General features: G+C 41.9%; 11 protein-coding genes and 1 pseudogene. 8 read left to right on the top strand and 4 right to left on the bottom strand.

The genetic code is table 11. The features are described 5' to 3' along the window. Nucleotides 1-39: 39 nt before the first annotated feature. Nucleotides 40-912, bottom strand: a complete 873-nt coding sequence (locus F6K52_RS05240; protein WP_293075036.1) for a hypothetical protein — start codon at nucleotides 910-912, stop codon at nucleotides 40-42. Nucleotides 913-1,910: 998 nt separating this feature from the next. Here F6K52_RS05240 and F6K52_RS05235 point away from each other — a divergent pair. The 5 genes from F6K52_RS05235 (at nucleotide 1,911) to F6K52_RS05215 (ending at nucleotide 7,119) form a co-directional block, all read left to right on the top strand. Then, nucleotides 1,911-2,552 carry a sigma-70 family RNA polymerase sigma factor gene (locus F6K52_RS05235; protein WP_293075033.1) on the top strand — a complete coding sequence of 214 codons (642 nt, stop codon included), beginning with the start codon at nucleotides 1,911-1,913 and terminating at the stop codon, nucleotides 2,550-2,552. A 6-nt stretch (nucleotides 2,553-2,558) separates the two neighbouring features. Next, nucleotides 2,559-3,575: a DUF1822 family protein gene (locus F6K52_RS05230; protein ID WP_293075030.1), complete on the top strand. Its 1,017-nt coding sequence runs from the start codon at nucleotides 2,559-2,561 to the stop codon at nucleotides 3,573-3,575. A 41-nt stretch (nucleotides 3,576-3,616) separates the two neighbouring features. Beyond that, nucleotides 3,617-6,307 (top strand): ABC transporter substrate-binding protein, encoded by a 2,691-nt coding sequence (locus tag F6K52_RS05225; RefSeq protein WP_293075027.1) that lies wholly within the window; start codon nucleotides 3,617-3,619, stop codon nucleotides 6,305-6,307. A gap of 199 nt (nucleotides 6,308-6,506) precedes the next feature. Further along, on the top strand, nucleotides 6,507-6,785 hold the full coding sequence (locus F6K52_RS05220) for a type II toxin-antitoxin system RelE/ParE family toxin (RefSeq protein ID WP_293075024.1): 279 nt from the start codon (nucleotides 6,507-6,509) through the stop codon (nucleotides 6,783-6,785). A 13-nt stretch (nucleotides 6,786-6,798) separates the two neighbouring features. Then, nucleotides 6,799-7,119, top strand: a complete 321-nt coding sequence (locus F6K52_RS05215; RefSeq protein ID WP_293075021.1) for a HigA family addiction module antitoxin — start codon at nucleotides 6,799-6,801, stop codon at nucleotides 7,117-7,119. Between the two features lie 182 nt (nucleotides 7,120-7,301). Here the strand turns inward: F6K52_RS05215 and F6K52_RS05210 are convergent, their stop codons facing one another. Beyond that, the gene (locus F6K52_RS05210; protein WP_293075017.1) at nucleotides 7,302-8,996 is read right to left on the bottom strand and encodes a TIGR04222 domain-containing membrane protein; all 1,695 of its coding nucleotides are present in this window, start codon (nucleotides 8,994-8,996) and stop codon (nucleotides 7,302-7,304) included. An 803-nt stretch (nucleotides 8,997-9,799) separates the two neighbouring features. Between F6K52_RS05210 and F6K52_RS05205 the strand changes: the two genes are divergently transcribed. Continuing rightward, nucleotides 9,800-12,523 carry an ABC transporter substrate-binding protein gene (locus F6K52_RS05205; RefSeq protein WP_293075014.1) on the top strand — a complete coding sequence of 908 codons (2,724 nt, stop codon included), beginning with the start codon at nucleotides 9,800-9,802 and terminating at the stop codon, nucleotides 12,521-12,523. On the opposite strand, the pseudogene F6K52_RS05200 reads toward F6K52_RS05205, so the two are convergent. Continuing rightward, nucleotides 12,505-13,765, bottom strand: a pseudogene (locus F6K52_RS05200) (transposase). The gene F6K52_RS05205 and the pseudogene F6K52_RS05200 overlap by 19 nt on opposite strands. 94 nt (nucleotides 13,766-13,859) lie before the next feature. On the opposite strand from F6K52_RS05200, the gene tnpA reads away from it, so the two are divergent. Then, nucleotides 13,860-14,270: an IS200/IS605 family transposase gene (tnpA, locus tag F6K52_RS05195; RefSeq protein WP_293075011.1), complete on the top strand. Its 411-nt coding sequence runs from the start codon at nucleotides 13,860-13,862 to the stop codon at nucleotides 14,268-14,270. Between the two features lie 153 nt (nucleotides 14,271-14,423). On the opposite strand, the gene F6K52_RS05190 is transcribed toward tnpA, so the two are convergent. Continuing rightward, nucleotides 14,424-14,657 (bottom strand): hypothetical protein, encoded by a 234-nt coding sequence (locus F6K52_RS05190; protein WP_293075008.1) that lies wholly within the window; start codon nucleotides 14,655-14,657, stop codon nucleotides 14,424-14,426. A gap of 427 nt (nucleotides 14,658-15,084) precedes the next feature. Between F6K52_RS05190 and F6K52_RS05185 the strand changes: the two genes are divergently transcribed. Next, on the top strand, nucleotides 15,085-17,153 hold a 2,069-nt coding region (locus F6K52_RS05185; protein WP_293075006.1), incomplete at its 3' end, for a CHAT domain-containing protein.

Raw genomic sequence — 17,153 nt, 5'->3', positions numbered from 1 at the left:
ATTTATTTTAAGGTTAGCTGATCCCATAAGGCTGAATGGTTACTTTGATTTCTCTTGCTTCTTTGGTGAACCTGCGCTCAAAAACGTAATAAACACCAGTAAAGCTAATACAGAAGCTGGTTCCGGTACAGAAGTCTTAGGAGTCGCTTCGCCAAAAATCTGCACATTAATATCCGAAGACTTGTCCCATCCGTTACCATTGCTATCGACGGTATCAACGAAGTTACCTGAGGCATCAAACTGCAAGAAACGATTGTCAGCACCATCCTGGGGCGAAGCACTCAATGCTGCGTTGGAAGCATGGTTAAACCAGGGATAGAAAAGACCCTGATCAGGGATCTCACGACCAACACCCCGCACTCCGAAGTTATAGGTTGTACCGCCTTCGATAGTCCAGTTGAGATTGTTAAAATCCACTTGCCAAATATTGACGAAATCACCAAAGTTATCGTATATCGACTCAGCAGCATCTGGATAAGGGACTTGGGTGATGGTAACATCTGGGTTGCTGGTAACGTTACTGTTAAAGTCTAACGTTACACTGGCGAAAGGAGAGATATCATCCTCAGCGGCAAGACCTGTTAACAGAGTAAAGCTCTCAAACCAATCTCCCAAGTTGTCTGGGTCACCAATACCCGTAATACCAGGTACCATCCAAGTGCGGATAGTATCGATAACAAAAGTGTCTCCGACATTGCCGATAGTGAAATCATCACCATAGAAGCCCAGGTTTTCGGAATCTGTAGCCCAACGGACATTACTGCGGTTTGCTTCAGAAATAGTATTGAGATTTTCTGTGGGTAGTCCTCGGTCAAACAACATTTCAGCCTGTGCATTGGAAGTGTAACCTAGCATCACAGCAGAAGCAGTGGCAAAAACTGCTCCGACTTTGGCGAGAGTTGACGTAAACATAGAATTAAAAGCTTTAAAGCTATAGGGTTGACGATGGTTTAGATTGGTAGCAATATCCAATAATTAAAATAAAATTGGAAATTATTAATTATAAATTGGGGATTATAAATTGGTAATTTTAAATTGGTAATTTTGATTTTTATATATGCTTTTTAGCTTTTTGTTTTTGCCTTCGGGAATGTTCGGATAGGGGTTAACATTGGGATTAACTACACCCAAATTTATTCCCCCTCCTTCCTCTCTTGCCACTCTCCCCTTTTACCCTGAGCGAGATGTAGCTCAAGGTGGCGGGAAGCGATAGATTACAAAGGATTCAGGCCGATTCTTTGATAGTCTAAAAAAAGACGGACATAAAATAACGACATCAAAATCCTGGAAGCCTTAAACATTATTTCCTTGGCCAGTTTGTGATGTCGTTATTTGAGAACTTATATATACATGGTGGCAAAGCAATGTTTGCAATTGGGTTTGCCTAATGTATGAGATCTCGCAGAATTACGGAGTATGGTTTATTGTGATTCGCCATTAACCATCGGAGCTTTAATTTACACTAGGTTTTTACAAAATCAGGACTTACGCACATAATCCATGGGTAGGGTGGGCAAAACTTACGCACATAATCCATGGGTAGGGTGGGCAAAACCTTGCCCACCCTACAGGTAGCTACGCGAACGCATCAATACAGGGCAATATTAACTTTTGTAACAATTAACGGGATTTGGCAGAAAACCCTAAGCTTAAGCCAGAGAACTATATCGAAGGATCAAGGATAAAGAATCAAGGATGATACTCCCATCCGTTACATCCGTTATCTCATGCCTGGCCCATTGACTGCTGATGGCTGTTCGCGTAGCGTGGCCATAGGCCAAGGCCTTTAGCTGATGAACAGAAAACTAAATAGCTGATCAAATCAAATCCCATTTGATCATAATATCAACAAATCCTCGGAGCTCTGTCCGACTTTTCCCTGTTTCCTATAGATACCTAGTAAAACTCAAGTGTGGAATCAACAGCAAGACGAGAAACTCAGACAGCTAGCTACAAAAGCCCAACAGTATCCTCCTAAGACAAGGATGCGACAGATAGCCTTAACCAAATTGGTCAAAGCAATTCGGGAATCCGGTCAGCTATGTCGTCCCCATCGTGGTAAATTTATCGGGTTTTATGAAGAAATTTATGATGAAGCTTGTAATCGAGTCTTTCTTTACCTCTGCCAAAATATTGATAAGTATGACCCCAAGAAAGGTGAAGTCTTACAATGGGTTAACTTTCTGATCAGAAAACGTTTTCCTGATGCTATTAACTCGATTTTAGGAACTCTAGCTATTTTTCCAGAAGATTCTTCTATCAAACGAGTGTCTATCGATGAGTTGGATCAGCTAAAATACCATCACAACAATCCTCTTTTGTCAAGTGAACTCATCGCCTGGATAGAATCCGACCCTGATGGTATTTTTCAAGAAACCTACGTCACTAATCATCCTGAAGCCAATTTTAAATTTTTGGCCCTTAAACGCATTGAAGGATATTCTTGGAAAGATTTAGAATCTAATTTAGGAATTTCCCTGAAGACTTTGAGTGGATTTCACAACCGTTGTTTAAATAAATTTTCTAATCAGTTAAAAGACTATTTTGATTAAATATTTTTGTTACTACTCTTAGTTGCTCCCTGCTCCCTGCTCCCTGCTCCTTACTCCCTGCTCCCTATTCCCTATTCCCTGTTCCCTGTTCCCTGCTCCCTTTGCTATATCAACAATACTATGAACAATACAGAAGAAAAGTTAACCTTCAAAGTTGCCCTAACCCCTTCAGCCCATCGCTTGGCAGAAAAGTTCCGGAGGCAGCAATCTAATCCTGATCAAGGCAAACAAGTTTATCTCAATACCTTGGCTGTCTATGCTATGAATTTTTACTGTCAGTGTATGGGAATTGATACAGATTTGTCCAAGAGTTCTAGCTTGACTCCAGTAATACCAACTCTGGGAGATATAGCAGATTTATATCTCAATAATCTCGGTAAACTAGAGTGTCTACCTGTGCTACCTCAATCCCAAGTTATTAAGATTCCCCCTATTGTCTGGAACAATCGGATTGGTTATATAGCTGTACAACTAAACGAATCTCTTACAGAAGCAACCTTACTAGGATTTAGTAAAACCGCCAGCACTCAGGAGTTACCTCTATCTGAGTTAGGGTCTCTGGAAGATTTCCTGGAACATATCGAAACCCTCAGCCAATGTGTAAACTTGAGCCAATGGTTTAACCAGATTTGTGACAAAGGTTGGCAAAGGGTTAAAACCCAAAAATATCCTTCAGCACCCCAGCCAGCTTTTCGTTTAAGGAGACCTAGAGTTACAGCAGCTAAATCCATCACTTTGGAGACAAACCTGGTTAGTTATCCCATGGATTTAGTAGTTACTGTCACTCAAGAATCACAGCAAGAGAGTGATATAGAGATACAAGTGAATGCTCGAGACATTGATCATCTACCCCTTGGTCTCAAGCTGATGGTGATTGATGACTCAGGAGAAATATTTTCGGAAGTATCTGCTGGAATTAATGATACTATTATCAGCCATGGATTTCTTGGTGAACGCCAAGAAGAGTTTACTCTAAAAGTAGCCTTAGGCGATGCTAGCTTTAGTGAGTATTTTGTTGTCTAGTTGCCTGGTATAATCTCGTTAAACCCTAAAGGAATACCATCATGACTAAGGTAGTTGTATTAAGACTTATTGGTGACCTAGAGAGTGACATTTGGGTTACCTTTGAATGGAGACCTCAGGGTCAGTTAGCTGAGGGTAGAATTACTACTCAGTTAGCACCAAATCCCAAAATTGCTCACCTTTACAGTAATTGGCAGCAACGATATCTTAATTTAGAGTATATTTACCGAAATCCCCGCTTAAAGCCCAGACGAATATACCTCTCTTCTAAACAAGAATGTGAGGAATTTGCTGATGAATTGAACAAAAATCTTAACCAATGGCTTAACTCTAATCATGGCTTTCGCCGGATCAGGGATAAATTAGCAGCACAGTTAAGAAGCAATACAGATAGGAATACTCATATTAGGGTGATGATTCAGACCGATAATCCTCAGCTTCAGCGACTCCCATGGCACCTGTGGGATTTTTGGAACGATCATGACTCTGTTGAAATTACCTTAAGTCCTCTGGAGTACGAAACAATTACAGCAAACCCTCCTAATGATCAGGTCAGAGTATTAGCGATTCTCGGTAACAGTGAGGGAATTGATATTGAACCAGATAAACAACACTTACAGGAATTAATTGGTAAAGACTCGTTACTTGAGTTTCTGGTCAAGCCTACACGAGAGCAGTTAGAAGCTTCCCTGCGGGATGCCCTGGGATGGCATATCCTCTTTTTTGCGGGTCATAGTTCTAGCGAGAGAAAAAGAGACCGGATGACGGGTCGGATTTATATTAATGACACCGATAGCTTAACCATTGATGAGTTAAAACATGCTCTAAAAACGGCGATTAACAATGGCTTGAAGTTAGCGATATTTAATAGCTGTGATGGTTTAGGCTTAGGCAATGCCCTGGCTGAGCTACAAATTCCACAAGTTATTATTATGAAGGAGCCGATTCCTGATCAGGTCGCTCATAAGTTCCTGGAGTTCTTTCTGACAGAATTTACCCAAAGAAAACCCCTGGAGCAAGCAGTCAGAGTAGCTAGGCAAAGACTGGAATCGATACAACATGAATTACCCTACGCCACTTGGTTACCGGTGATTTATCAGCACCCTACAGCAAAACCTTGGTGTTGGCCAGTGTCAGAATCATTAGAATCATCTAGAGAGGAACTATCACCTGTAAACCGTTTGATAAAATTAGCCTTAGCTACTGTTGCGCTTGTTGGCATTTACGGCATTTATAAACTTGCCATAGAACCTAACAAGCTAGGAGACAAGATTAGTTCTGGAGAAGAGATACTGGATACAACCTCTGCTCCACGTTTTAAGCAACGGGGTGTTGAATTGGTGGCAGCATGTCAGACTCCCTGGAGAGATAACTTAGCTATTTTTAGTCAAAAAAATTGGCAACGATGGCAGAAATGTTGGTGGAGCAAGACTAACTATCAAGACGCTGTTAATTTCTTCTCTAAATCCTGGCAAGAGGAAGACAAAGACCCAGAAACGTTAATTTATCTGAATAATGCCCTCTTAGACGCTACTAAATCCGATTACTACACCATTGCGGTGGCGGTACCCATTGTTAGAAACAAGGATGGCTCTGTCAAAAATCGGGAGCTAGCTCAAGAAATTCTTCGAGGAATCGCTCACGCTCAAACAGAAGTTAACTTGGAACTTTTTCAGGATAATGACAAATTACCAGGAAAGGATATTTTAAACGGTAAATCGATCAAGGGTAAGGGACTCAAAGTTATTATTGCTGATGATGCCAATATCCCATCAGAAGCGATCCAAAGGGCAAAAGCACTAGTCAAGGAACGAAATATCTACGGGGTAGTTGGTCACTATGCTAGTGATATGACTATACCAACTGTGGATATTTATAACACGAATAAGCTAGTTTTAATCTCCTCTGGCTCCACAACGGAAGAACTGACAGAGCACCCTAGGGACTTTTTCTTACGGACGGTAGCTAGCGCTAAAATCGAAGCCCAATCTTTGGTTGATTATTTGGTTGAAAATGGTCACCAAAAAGCGGCGGGTTTTTATAATCCAGAAAGTCCATTCACTCACTCGTTCTGGCAGGAATTTAAACAGCAGTTTACTAACCAAGGAGGAGAAATTGTCAATATCAAACACGATGATATATCTAAGCAGAACTTTAATGCTAAGCAAGCAATAGAGGAAATCCGACAAACTCAGGAAACAGCTATTGTTTTAATTCCCGATGGTCAAGTCACCAATGCTGTCACTAATGCTATCGATATGATCAAGGAAAACAATCGTGGTAATGTGATAGTGGGTTCCTCGGGAATGGCCAGGTCAAAAACACTAGCACTTGAAAATCCTGATCTATTCGAGAAGTTTGTGGTTTCTGTGCCCTGGCATCACTTAAATAGTGCTAACCCACAAGTTACTCAAGATGCTCAAACCTTATGGGGAAAATCTTTCAATTCCTTAACTTTCCGGTCTGCTTTAGCCTATGATACAACTCGTGTGTTGATTACGGCTATCGAAAAACAGAATAATCCCACACGTCTTGGTATGCAGAAAACCTTGAGAAGTCCTGATTTTAGTGCGGATGGGCTAACGGGAAAAATTGAGTTTGAACCGGCTAACGGTAATCGGAAGAATCCCTCACGAATCTTAGTGCATGTGGTGCCTTGTCCCAACCAGGACCATGGGTTAGAGTTTGTGCCCCTTGAGTATTCTTCTTGTGATTACCAAAAGCAAGAGTAAGGGTTGGATTGCTGAAGTTTGGAATAGGTAACTTCGGCTCAGGGGTAAGAGTGTAGTCATAGGACGGGCGGCTGATCAGGGTAATAGTTAATTGCTCTGACTTAAGGATAAAAAAGTATTTGCATCTTCGAGGGTTGACAAGTGCAGCGATACCCTGTATTCCATGTTGCAGGACAACGGAAAACGGAATATACTATTGATGATACAATCATTTCGCTGCAAAGATACTGAACGGCTTTTCAAAAACTACAGCGTCTCTCGATTTGCAAATTTCCGAACATCTGCTCTCAGGAAGCTTAAAATGCTTAATGCGGCCTATGACCTAAAAGACTTGCGGGTTCCACCAGGTAACAGACTAAAGGCTTTAAAGGGTGATCGCCAGGGTCAGTACAGCATTAGAATCAATGACCAGCATCGAGTCTGTTTCAGGTGGGAAAATGGAGATGCCTATGACGTTGAGATTGTGGATTATCACTAATTACTAAAAACTAATGACTACAAAACTTACCCCTATTACTCCCGGTGAAATTCTTCTAGAAGAATTTATCAAACCACTAGGCATTAGCGAGAATCAACTGGCTCAGGATATCCATGTACCCGTAACACGGATCAATGGCATCGTAAACGGCAAAAAAACTATTACTACAGATACGGCTCTGAGACTGGCCAGATATTTCGGTACTACTGCCCAATTTTGGTTGAACCTCCAGCAGCATTATGAGCTTGAACTAGCGGAGGCAACCCTGGCTGATCAGATTTTAAATACGATCAAGCCACTCGCTTCTATTGCGTCAAATGAATATGAAACTTAAGCAAATTATAGCGCTGGACACAGGGAATAGGGAATAGGGAATAGGGAATAGGGAATAGGAAAACACAAAGATAACCATCAACTATAGCGATTCTGTAGTTAGATGAGGTACATACCAAATTTCTTTCCCCTAGTAGGGCTGCTCGAGATGTACCTCACAGTCGCTGAAACCGCTATAACTCTTTAGCCACCGCAGCCACCACCACAGCCACCACCGCAGCCACCGCAACCACCACCACAGCCACCACCGCAACTACTGCCGCTATCACTGCTACTGGAGCCACTATCACCGCTACTGCAGCCACTGCCACCGCAGCCACTGCTACCGCAGCCACCACCACCGCTATTGTTGCGATTACTTCTACCACTGCTACGGCTACGGCGGCTACTGCTATTGCTACTGCTATTACCAAAATTGGTTAAAGGATTAAATAGCTTTTGCAAGTCTTCTAGACCATATTGGTTTAAAACTGTAGTACCAAATAGAGCAAATGCCAGGGCTAGTTGAGACTTGTCTTTAGGGTTTCGCAGCATCCCATGGGTAGCTCTTAGGTTTCCTAATACACTATCGCCGTAACGACTACAGTTTACTGGTACCACCAGAAAGCGCCAAGCAATAATTGCTGTGATGATGCACAGTATGATCAGGAAACCGACTGGCTTATCTCGCGAAATGCCTACTATAATCTTGGTGATTCCTAGGAGCAAGACAGCAAACAGAAGAAGTGCGGGATATTGCTGGGCTGATTTGGCTTGGTCTTCTGTAAGTAAGAGATTGAGATTGGTTAAGCGATCGCGTATTTGGTCTGTAGCGGATGCAGCGGATGCTCTAATTTGAGTTATAGTCTGACCAGTTCTAGCACCAATGTCAATTTTCAACTCAAGGGGATCATTTTTGTAAACCAAAGGATTCACTAATTCTAGCCCTCGGTATTCAGGCACAGGTCTTAAATGTTGCTCCTGCACAAGGTTAACGATGGCTGTATCGATGGCTCGCTGTTGACCACCAACTAAATAGGCTGTCTCATAGGCATGGAGAGAGATGGATTTCCCCTCAGGATCGGAAGCTGGTTGTAGTAGATACCAACGTAAACCGTAGGCCAAGACTACCGCAGCACTTACTAGAACTAGATAAAACCCGAGAAATAATGGTCCTGTAAAATTAAGTGGGTTTGCGCTATTGACTAAGGCTAATGACTCACAACCTGTGATGGTTACTGCCAAAACGAACAATAGGAAAACAATCGCGTATTGGTTGAGGCTGAAGTTGGGGAGTGAGTTTAAACTAACCTTAGGTAAGTGCCCCCTAAATCCCCCAGCGAGCAATCCCTCGCTGGGGGACTTTGACATCATTATCCCCCAATTTTGGGGGGCAGGGGGGCAAAACCAACTAACCTTAGGTAAAATCCAGTGCTGCTGAGGGTTTACCCGCACAAAATTGACATGCTGACTAACATGAATATCAGCAGGTGCCCAAATATCTACTGGTGGCGCTTCCCCAAAGAAATAGTGATAGCTGGCTAGGGTTTTAGTGTACCAATCGTCGAATTTAGACTTTTCACTGGCACCACCACCACTAGGCAGATGATGAAAGGGGGTTTGTAGAATGTTTGGGCAAAATTCCCCCCAGTAAGAATGGGTATAGGTCAAGTGTAGATGCCACACTTGATCCACTGGGTCAGAAGGGGAGACGGGATGGTCAGCTACTACTGCTAGAAACGCAAATTTCTTGTATTCATCAATCACCCGCTGAGCGTAGTTAAGACTCCACTGATTTTCCCGAGCCAGTCGCTTGCTAAAGGGAAATTTGGCATCAGGGTCATCTAAAGAAAATGCCTGAAGGCGTTGATAGAGTTGGGTTTGTTGAAGGTTCATCATTGTTTGTTTTTTCTTGTACAATGCTAGTTACCTGAATCTACCCATATATTTATATTCAGCCCAAAAACCAGGTTTTATGAAAAGGTGTTTTGATTTTGCGTTCCCGTAGGGTGATCTACGGTCAATCCCATTTCTCAGCAGCCTGATATAGCACTAGGCATTAAGGTGTTTGACATTGTCAGCCATGCAAAGCGCGAGTGGGGGAGACCACGGCAGTCGCTTATAGGGAAACCCCCGCAGGTTGGGCTTTGGTGCGTTTGACCCGTAATTAAATTCGCCACGGGTCGCACCTGAGGCATCGCTCCTAAACTCTGAAACTTATAGCAATTCTATATGATTCGTAAAATATATTAGCCGAAGCGATCGCTATAACCTTTTCCCAGTAATAATTTACAATTTTGCATATTTTACAAATGATTTAGGTAGCTCAAGTCATAGCTTACTTTTGACTTCTGAGTTGCCACTTTGCTGACTTGCGCGTAGCAGTATATTTGCTTACCAATACCATGAGAGCGGCAGTCTGGCTTCAAACTAATTTGAAGATAGTTTGAATATTTTTGGGTAATATAAAAAACATGGTATAATTCTTATACTAGAAAGTCTGCTAGTTGCCTGAATCCCATAGCCCGATAACTCAAAGCGTTGATTGACTCACAATTCTTAGGATTAAAATTCCTAGTAAATCCTGAGGGAGTAACAGCGCTAGTTATCAACATGCAAATTTTCGTCAGTCAATCAGAGTCAAGGAGACTGCTGTAGGTTATTGGATATGGCAATCTACAAAAATGCGGCAATAAATAAAAATGAATAGAGTAGTTACTTTAACACTAGATGGTGACCTAGACAGTGGAATTCGAGTCACTTTGACATGGGGAACAACAGACAAGTCAGCTGAAGGAAAAATTATGAGTCGGTTGGCCCCAAACCCCGAAATTTATCAACTATACACCGATTGGCAGCAAAAATATCGTACTTTAGAGTATTTTTACCGAAAGCCGCGCTTAACTCCCAAAGGAGTGTACATCTCTTCGGTTAAATCCTGTGAGCAATTGGTTGACGAGTTAAGGAACAATATTAACCAATGGCTGAATTCTAGATCGGATGGCTTTGACCAGATCACAAATCAATTAACAACTCAGTTAAGCCGTCATCGTGATATTCGGGTATTGATTCAGACCGATAATCCTCAGCTTCAACGATTACCATGGCACCTCTGGGATGTATGGAATAATCATGACTCCGTTGAATTTAGTTTAATTCCCTTGGAATACCAGCCAACTCCAGAAACTAAACCGAGAAATCGAGTCAGACTATTAGCCATTCTTGGTAACAGTGACGGAATTGATATCGAAACCGACCGCAACTATTGGCAGCAAGTCTCTAGTTTAGACTCATCCTCTTGCTTTCTAGTAGAACCGACACGAGAGGAGTTAGACCATAAGCTTTGGGAAAAAGAAGGCTGGGATATTCTGTTTTTTGCTGGCCATAGTTATAGTGAATGTAATGATAAAACCGGTCGAATTTATATTAATAATGAAGACAGTATTCTGATTAATGAGTTAATGCCAGCTCTCAAGCAAGCCATTAAAAATGGCTTGAAGCTAGCGATATTTAATAGCTGTGATGGCTTAGGTTTAGCCAATCGTCTAGCTAGATTACAAATGCCACAAGCGATTATTATGAAAGAGCCAGTGCCCGATGAAGTTGCCCAGACCTTCCTCAGGTTCTTTCTGGAAGAATTTTCTCAAGGAAAGTCTCTCCAAAAGGCAGTTAAAGTAGCACGCAAAAGACTGCATTATCTAGAGAATCGATTAGAGAAAAAATTACCCTACGCCACCTGGTTACCGGTAATTTATCACCATCCTAAAGCAAAACCTTGGAGTTGGCCAGTGTCAGTATCATTGGAAGAAACTGCACCACCTATAGAGGAAGCACCATCTGTAAACCGTTGGATAAAATTAGCCTTAGCTACTGTTGCGCTCCTTGGCATTTACGGAATTTATCAACTTGCCACAGAGCCTAACAAGCTAGGAGATAAGATTAGTTCTGGGGAAGAGATACTGGATACAACCTCTGCACCATACTCCAAGCAACGGGGTGTGAAGTTACTAGCCGAGTGTCAGGAGCCATTCAGAAATTATTTAGGAATTTGGCGTCAAGAAACCAGGGAAAAAGTTCGGAATTGCTTTTGGACAAAAACTCACTATAAAAGAGCTATTGAGTTACTTAAAGAATCCTGGCAAGAGCATGGAGCGGATCCGGAAACCTTAATTTACCTGAATAATGCGCTACTGGAAGCTGAAGGAAAAAACTATTATACAATAGCTGTTACAATTCCCATGATTGACACCCCGAATCAATCAGAAAAAGATGCCAATGGTGCTCAAGAAATTATGCGAGGAATTGCCCAAGCTCAAACGGAATTTAATTTGGGACTCTTTGAAGACAATAACGAACTGATTCAGGACTTTCCAGGTAAAGATTTCCTGAACGCGAAGCGTGGCCAACGGCCTGAGCGTAAAGGGATTAATAATAGGATTGGACTCAGAGTCGTAATTGCTGATGATGCCCATCGTGAAGAGGAGGCGAAAGCAAGAGCAAGCTTATTGGTGAAGCAATCGAGTATTCTAGGAGTCATCGGTCACTGGACTAGTGAAACAACTCTTGCCGCTGTAGATACTTATCAAAATGGGAAGCTGGTATTGATTTCTCCCTATGCGATGACAACAGAACTCAGAACTAAGCCTAGAAATTTTTTATTTCGGACTGTACCTACTACTGAAGACGAAACTGATATTTTAGTTGACCACCTACTTAAGATAGGTCAACGCCAAGCGGCAGTTTTTTACACTCCTCAAAGCCCATTTAGTAGCTATGGATGGCAGAAATTCAAACAAAAATTTCAAGCCAAGGGAGGAAAGATCATAAAAGTCCGAGAGAATGATTTATCCAAAAGTAAATTCAACGCCAACAAAGCCCTAGAGGAAGTAAGGAAATATGGGGAAACCCCCTTGGTGTTATTTCCAGATGGTAACATCACTGATGCTTTGAAGAATTCTATTGAGTTAATCAAAACTAACAACAGTCGTAATTTGATAGTAGGGGGATGGGTTCTCTACAGTCCCCAGACTCTAAGCATCGAAGATTCAAAGCTATTGGAGAAAGTAGTTTTATTTGTTCCCTGGCATCCCCAAAGCAGTCCCAACCAACAATTTACTGAAGACACTGATAAATTGTGGTATGGATCAGTAAATCCGACCACAGCTATGACCTATGATGCCACTCGTACCTTCATTAAGGCGTTAGAAATGTCAAAGAAACCGACACGTAAGGGTATCCAGAAAACATTAGCAAGTCCTGATTTTAGTGCCGAGGGTGCAACAGGAACCATTGAGTTTACATCCAACGGTCATCGCAAGAATCCTCCTGGAGAATTAGTTCATATCGTGCCTTGTCCGAAGAGCTTCTTTGGGTTAGAGTTTGTGCCCCTTGAGTATTCTTCTTGTGATCACAAACAGCAAGATTGACACTCCCCGCGCTTTAGCGACGGGGATTCTAAGTTCACCGTAGCTACTTGCTCTACCAGGGTTGCCCCAAGCAAAGTAGAGGTTGCTACTCCCTTAGCGTTACTTCGGGTATGCCCTACCCTAGATTTTGCCTTCTGCAAAATGTTGATAGCCGCGTTGGTGTCCCGATGCAACTGACAGCCACACTGACAGACATGAGTACGAGTAGACAGAGATTTATTGACTACCCGTTTACACTGATTGCATTGTTGGCTAGTGTAGTGTGGTGGAACAGCAACAGCTAGTTTCTCAAACTTGGCAGCAAAGTACTCTATCCACTGTCTGAACTGATACCAACTAGCATCAGCGATTGACTTAGCTAAGCAGTGGTTCTTGAGCATATTGCTAACCCTTAAGTCTTCATAGGCTACTAAATCGTTAGATTTGCAGACGTTACGCGCCACTCTCTTGGCATGTTCATTCCGTTGCCTACTTACTCTCAAGTGTTTTCTGGAGTATCTAGCTCTGGCTTGACGGCGTCGAATCGAACCTTTCTGCTTTTTATAGATGCGACGTTGAGCCTGTTTGATGTCAGATTCAGCAATTCTTAGGAACCTGGGATTAGGTTCTTGGTAGCCATTGGAGTCAGTATAGAAAAACTCCAGACCAACATCTAGCCCAATCTCAAGACCTGTTTTGGGCTGAGCATCAACACACTCAATATCAACACAAAACTGGCAATAATAGCCATCAGCCCGACGTACTAAACGAACTCGCTTGATAGATTTTACAGGATAGATATGAATATCCCACTTACCTAAAAGCTTCAGCTCACCAATACCTTTTTGATCAGTAATAGTGATACGCCGCTTTGTGTGGTGAAGCTTCCAACCCGTGGTTTTGTACTCAACAGAGCGGTTGTCTTTCTGGAATCTGGGATATCCTTTCTTTCCTGGTTTATGATACTTGCAATTGTCGTAAAACCGAGAAATTGCCAACCACGCCCGTATGCGCTAACGCGCACGCTTCGCGAACAGCAGATGCTTGACAAGCCATAGAATTAAGGTCTTTAACAAAAATGAATTCGTTGCGTAGTTCTGTTGAGTACTTGTTTAAGTCAAAACGCAATATATTGGCTTCTCTGGGTGCATCCATCCAGTACCTCAAACACTTATTGCGAATGAATTGAACTGTCCTGATGGCTTCATCAATAGCCTGATATTGAGCTTGTTTGGCTTTGACTTTGTACTCTAAAACTAGCATTGATTCGACCGAGTCAATATGGTTGTTTGCTTGCTGCTATCAACATAGCACAGTACCATCTAGTTGTCGATAGGATTCGCCAAACAACTCAACAATGAGACTGAAGTCTATAAAATACAAGCATCATAACCATTCAGTGGGATTGGCGTGTGTTCATCTAGTATGGATTCCCAAGAGGAGGAAACCTGTCCTAATCGGGGATGTCGCAACACGCTGTAGAGAAATATTTTATGAATTGGCTATTGAGAAAGAATGGGAAATTAAAGCCGTTGAAATAGCACCCGACCACATTCACTTGTTCGTTTGTCATCAGCCCAATTATTCTATTACCCAGGTTGTGCAAGCTTTCAAAGGTAGGTCATCGTGTTATCTAAGACGAGAATTTCCTCACCTGCTGAAGCTTCCAAGCTTGTGGACTCGTTCATATTTTCACACAACCGCAGGTAGTGTCAGTTCTAAAGTCATTATGAAATATATTAATGACCCTCATCACAATACTCATTGATGAAGACGGCGCTTAAAAGCGCTACCTTGCCTTCATCCGCCATCTAAAGATAGGCGGTTGAAGGCTGCCTGCGTCAATAATAAGGAACTTCGGCTTAGGGGGAAGAGTAAGGGAAGTGTGGAAAGTGTGGGGAGCAACTGGCTCCCCAAGACCTCAGTGCATCGCTTCGTCCTTTGAATTTGTAAACACCATAGGGGAGACGGGATGGTCAGCTACTACTGCTAGAAACGCAAATTTTTTGTATTCATCAATTACCCGCTGAGTGTATTTAAGACTCCACTGATTTTCCCGAGCTAGTCGCTTGCTAAAGGGAAATTTGGCATCAGGGTCATCTAAAGAAAATGCCTGAAGGCGTTGATAGAGTTGGGTTTGTTGAAGGTTCATCATTGTTTGTCTTTTTTTGTGCAATGCTAGTTACCTGAATCTACCCATATATTTATCTTCAGTCTAAAAATAAGGTTTTATGAAAAGGTGTCTTGATTTGGCGTTCCCGTAGCGTGGCCTACGCCCAGGTGGGGGAATGCGTCGCGATTTTGTTCAAATGAGTGTGAAGATAGTTTAAATATTTCTGGATAATATCAAAAATATGGTATTATCCATATACTATAAAGTATGCTAGTTGCCTAAATCCCATACCCCCATAACTCAAAGCGCTGTTTGAATTACAATTCTTAGGATTAAAATTCCTAGTAAATCCTGAGGGAGTAACAGCGCTAATCATCAACATGCAAATTTTCGTCAGTGAATCAGAGTCAAGCAGACTCCTGTAGGTTATTGGATCTGGCAATCTAGCAAAATACGGCAATCAATAGAAATGAATAGAGTAATTATTTTAACACTAGATGGTGACCTAGATAGTGGAATTCGAGTCACTTTGACATGGGGAACAACAGACAAGTCAGCTGAAGGAAAAATTATGAGTCGGTTGGCACCAAACCCCGAAATTTATCAACTATACACCGATTGGCAGCAAGGATATCGTACTTTAGAGTATTTTTACCGAAAGCCGCGCTTAACTCCCAAAGGAGTGTACATCTCTTCGGTTAAATCCTGTGAGCAATTGGTTGACGAGTTAAGCAACAATATTAACCAATGGCTGAATTCTAAATCGGATGGCTTTGACAAGATCAGAAATCAATTAACAACTGAGTTAAGCCGTCATCGTGATACTCGGGTATTGATTCAGACCGATAATCCTCAGCTTCAACGATTACCATGGCACCTCTGGGATGTATGGGAAAATAATCATGACTCCGTTGAATTTAGTTTAATTCCCTTGGAATACCAGCCAACTCCAGAAACTAAACTGAGAAATCGAGTCAGACTATTAGCCATTCTTGGTAACAGTGACGGAATTGATATCGAAGCTGACCGCAACTATTGGCAGCAAGTCTCTAATTTAGACTCATCCTCTTGCTTTCTAGTAGAACCGACACGAGAGGAGTTAGACCAAAAACTTTGGGAAAAAGAAGGCTGGGATATTCTGTTTTTTGCTGGTCATAGTTCTAGCGAATCTAATGATGAAACCGGTCGAATTTATATTAATCAGGAAGACAGTATTATAATTGATGATTTAATTCCTGGTCTCAAGCAAGCCATTAAAAACGGCTTGAAGCTAGCTATATTTAATAGCTGTGATGGCTTAGGTTTAGCCAATCGTCTAGCTAGATTACAAATGCCACAAGCCATTATTATGAAAGAGCCAGTGCCCGATGAAGTTGCCCAGACTTTTCTCAGGTTATTTTTGGAAGAATTTTCTCAAGGAAAGTCTCTCCATAAGGCAGTTAAACTAGCACGAAAAAGACTGCATTATCTAGAGAATCGATTAGAGAAAAAATTACCCTACGCCACCTGGTTACCGGTGATTTATCACCATCCTAAAGCACAACCTTGGCGTTCGCCAGTGTCAGGATCATTAGTTAAACTTTTGATTAAATTAGCGTTAGGAACTGTTGCGATCCTTAGCATTTATGGAATTTATAAAATTGCCACAGAGCCTAACCCACTAGGAGACAAGATTAGTTATGGAGAAGAAATACTGGATACAACCTCTGCACCATACTTAAAGGAACGGAGTGTGAAGTTAGTAGCCACGTGTCAGGAGCCATTCAGAAATTATTTAGGAATTTGGCGTCAAGAAACTAGGAAAAAAGTTCGGAATTGCTTTTGGACAAAAGCTCACTATACAACAGCTGTTAAGTTACTTAAACAATCCTGGCAACAGGATGGAGCGGATCCGGAAACCTTAATTTACTTGAATAATGCGCTACTGGAAGCTGAAGGAAAAAACTATTATACAATAGCTGTTACAATTCCCATAATTGATACCCCAAATCAAGATAACCCAAATCAATCAGTAAAAGATGCTAATGCTGCTAAAGAAATTATGCGAGGAATTGCCCAAGCTCAAACGGAAGTTAATTTGGGACTCTTTGAAGACAATAACCAACTGATTCAGCAATTTCCAGGTAAAGATTTTCTGAGCGCGAAGCCTGGCCAACGGCCTGAGCGTAAAGGGATTAATAATAGGATTGGACTCAGAGTCTTAATTGCTGATGATGCCAATCGTCAAGAGGAGGCGAAAGCAAGAGCAAGCTTATTGGTGAAGCAATCGAGTATTCTAGGAGTCATCGGTCACTGGAGTAGTGAAACAACTCTTGCCGCTGTAGATACTTATCAAAATGGGAAGCTGGTATTGATTGCTCCCTATGCGATGACAACAGAACTCACAAGTAACCCTCGAAATTTTTTATTTCGGACTGTACCTACTACTGAAGACGAAACTGATATTTTAGTTGACCACCTACTTAAGATAGGTCAACGCCAAGCGGCAGTTTTTTACACTCCTCAAAGCCCATTTAGTAGCTATGGATGGCAGAAATT

Origin of the sequence: Moorena sp. SIO3H5 (assembly GCF_010692395.1) — a bacterium.
GTDB lineage: Bacteria > Cyanobacteriota > Cyanobacteriia > Cyanobacteriales > Coleofasciculaceae > Moorena.
This window is presented reverse-complemented; position numbering and strand designations above follow the sequence as displayed.

Excerpts from the sequence above, each read along its gene's own strand:
- F6K52_RS05220 (WP_293075024.1), top strand. The coding sequence starts at position 6,507 with ATGATACAATCATTTCGCTGCAAAGATACTGAACGGCTTTTCAAAAAC.
- F6K52_RS05205 (WP_293075014.1), top strand. The coding sequence starts at position 9,800 with ATGAATAGAGTAGTTACTTTAACACTAGATGGTGACCTAGACAGTGGA.
- F6K52_RS05210 (WP_293075017.1), bottom strand. The coding sequence starts at position 8,996 with ATGATGAACCTTCAACAAACCCAACTCTATCAACGCCTTCAGGCATTT.
- F6K52_RS05225 (WP_293075027.1), top strand. The coding sequence starts at position 3,617 with ATGACTAAGGTAGTTGTATTAAGACTTATTGGTGACCTAGAGAGTGAC.
- F6K52_RS05215 (WP_293075021.1), top strand. The coding sequence starts at position 6,799 with ATGACTACAAAACTTACCCCTATTACTCCCGGTGAAATTCTTCTAGAA.
- F6K52_RS05240 (WP_293075036.1), bottom strand. The coding sequence starts at position 912 with ATGTTTACGTCAACTCTCGCCAAAGTCGGAGCAGTTTTTGCCACTGCT.
- F6K52_RS05190 (WP_293075008.1), bottom strand. The coding sequence starts at position 14,657 with ATGATGAACCTTCAACAAACCCAACTCTATCAACGCCTTCAGGCATTT.
- tnpA (WP_293075011.1), top strand. The coding sequence starts at position 13,860 with ATGAGACTGAAGTCTATAAAATACAAGCATCATAACCATTCAGTGGGA.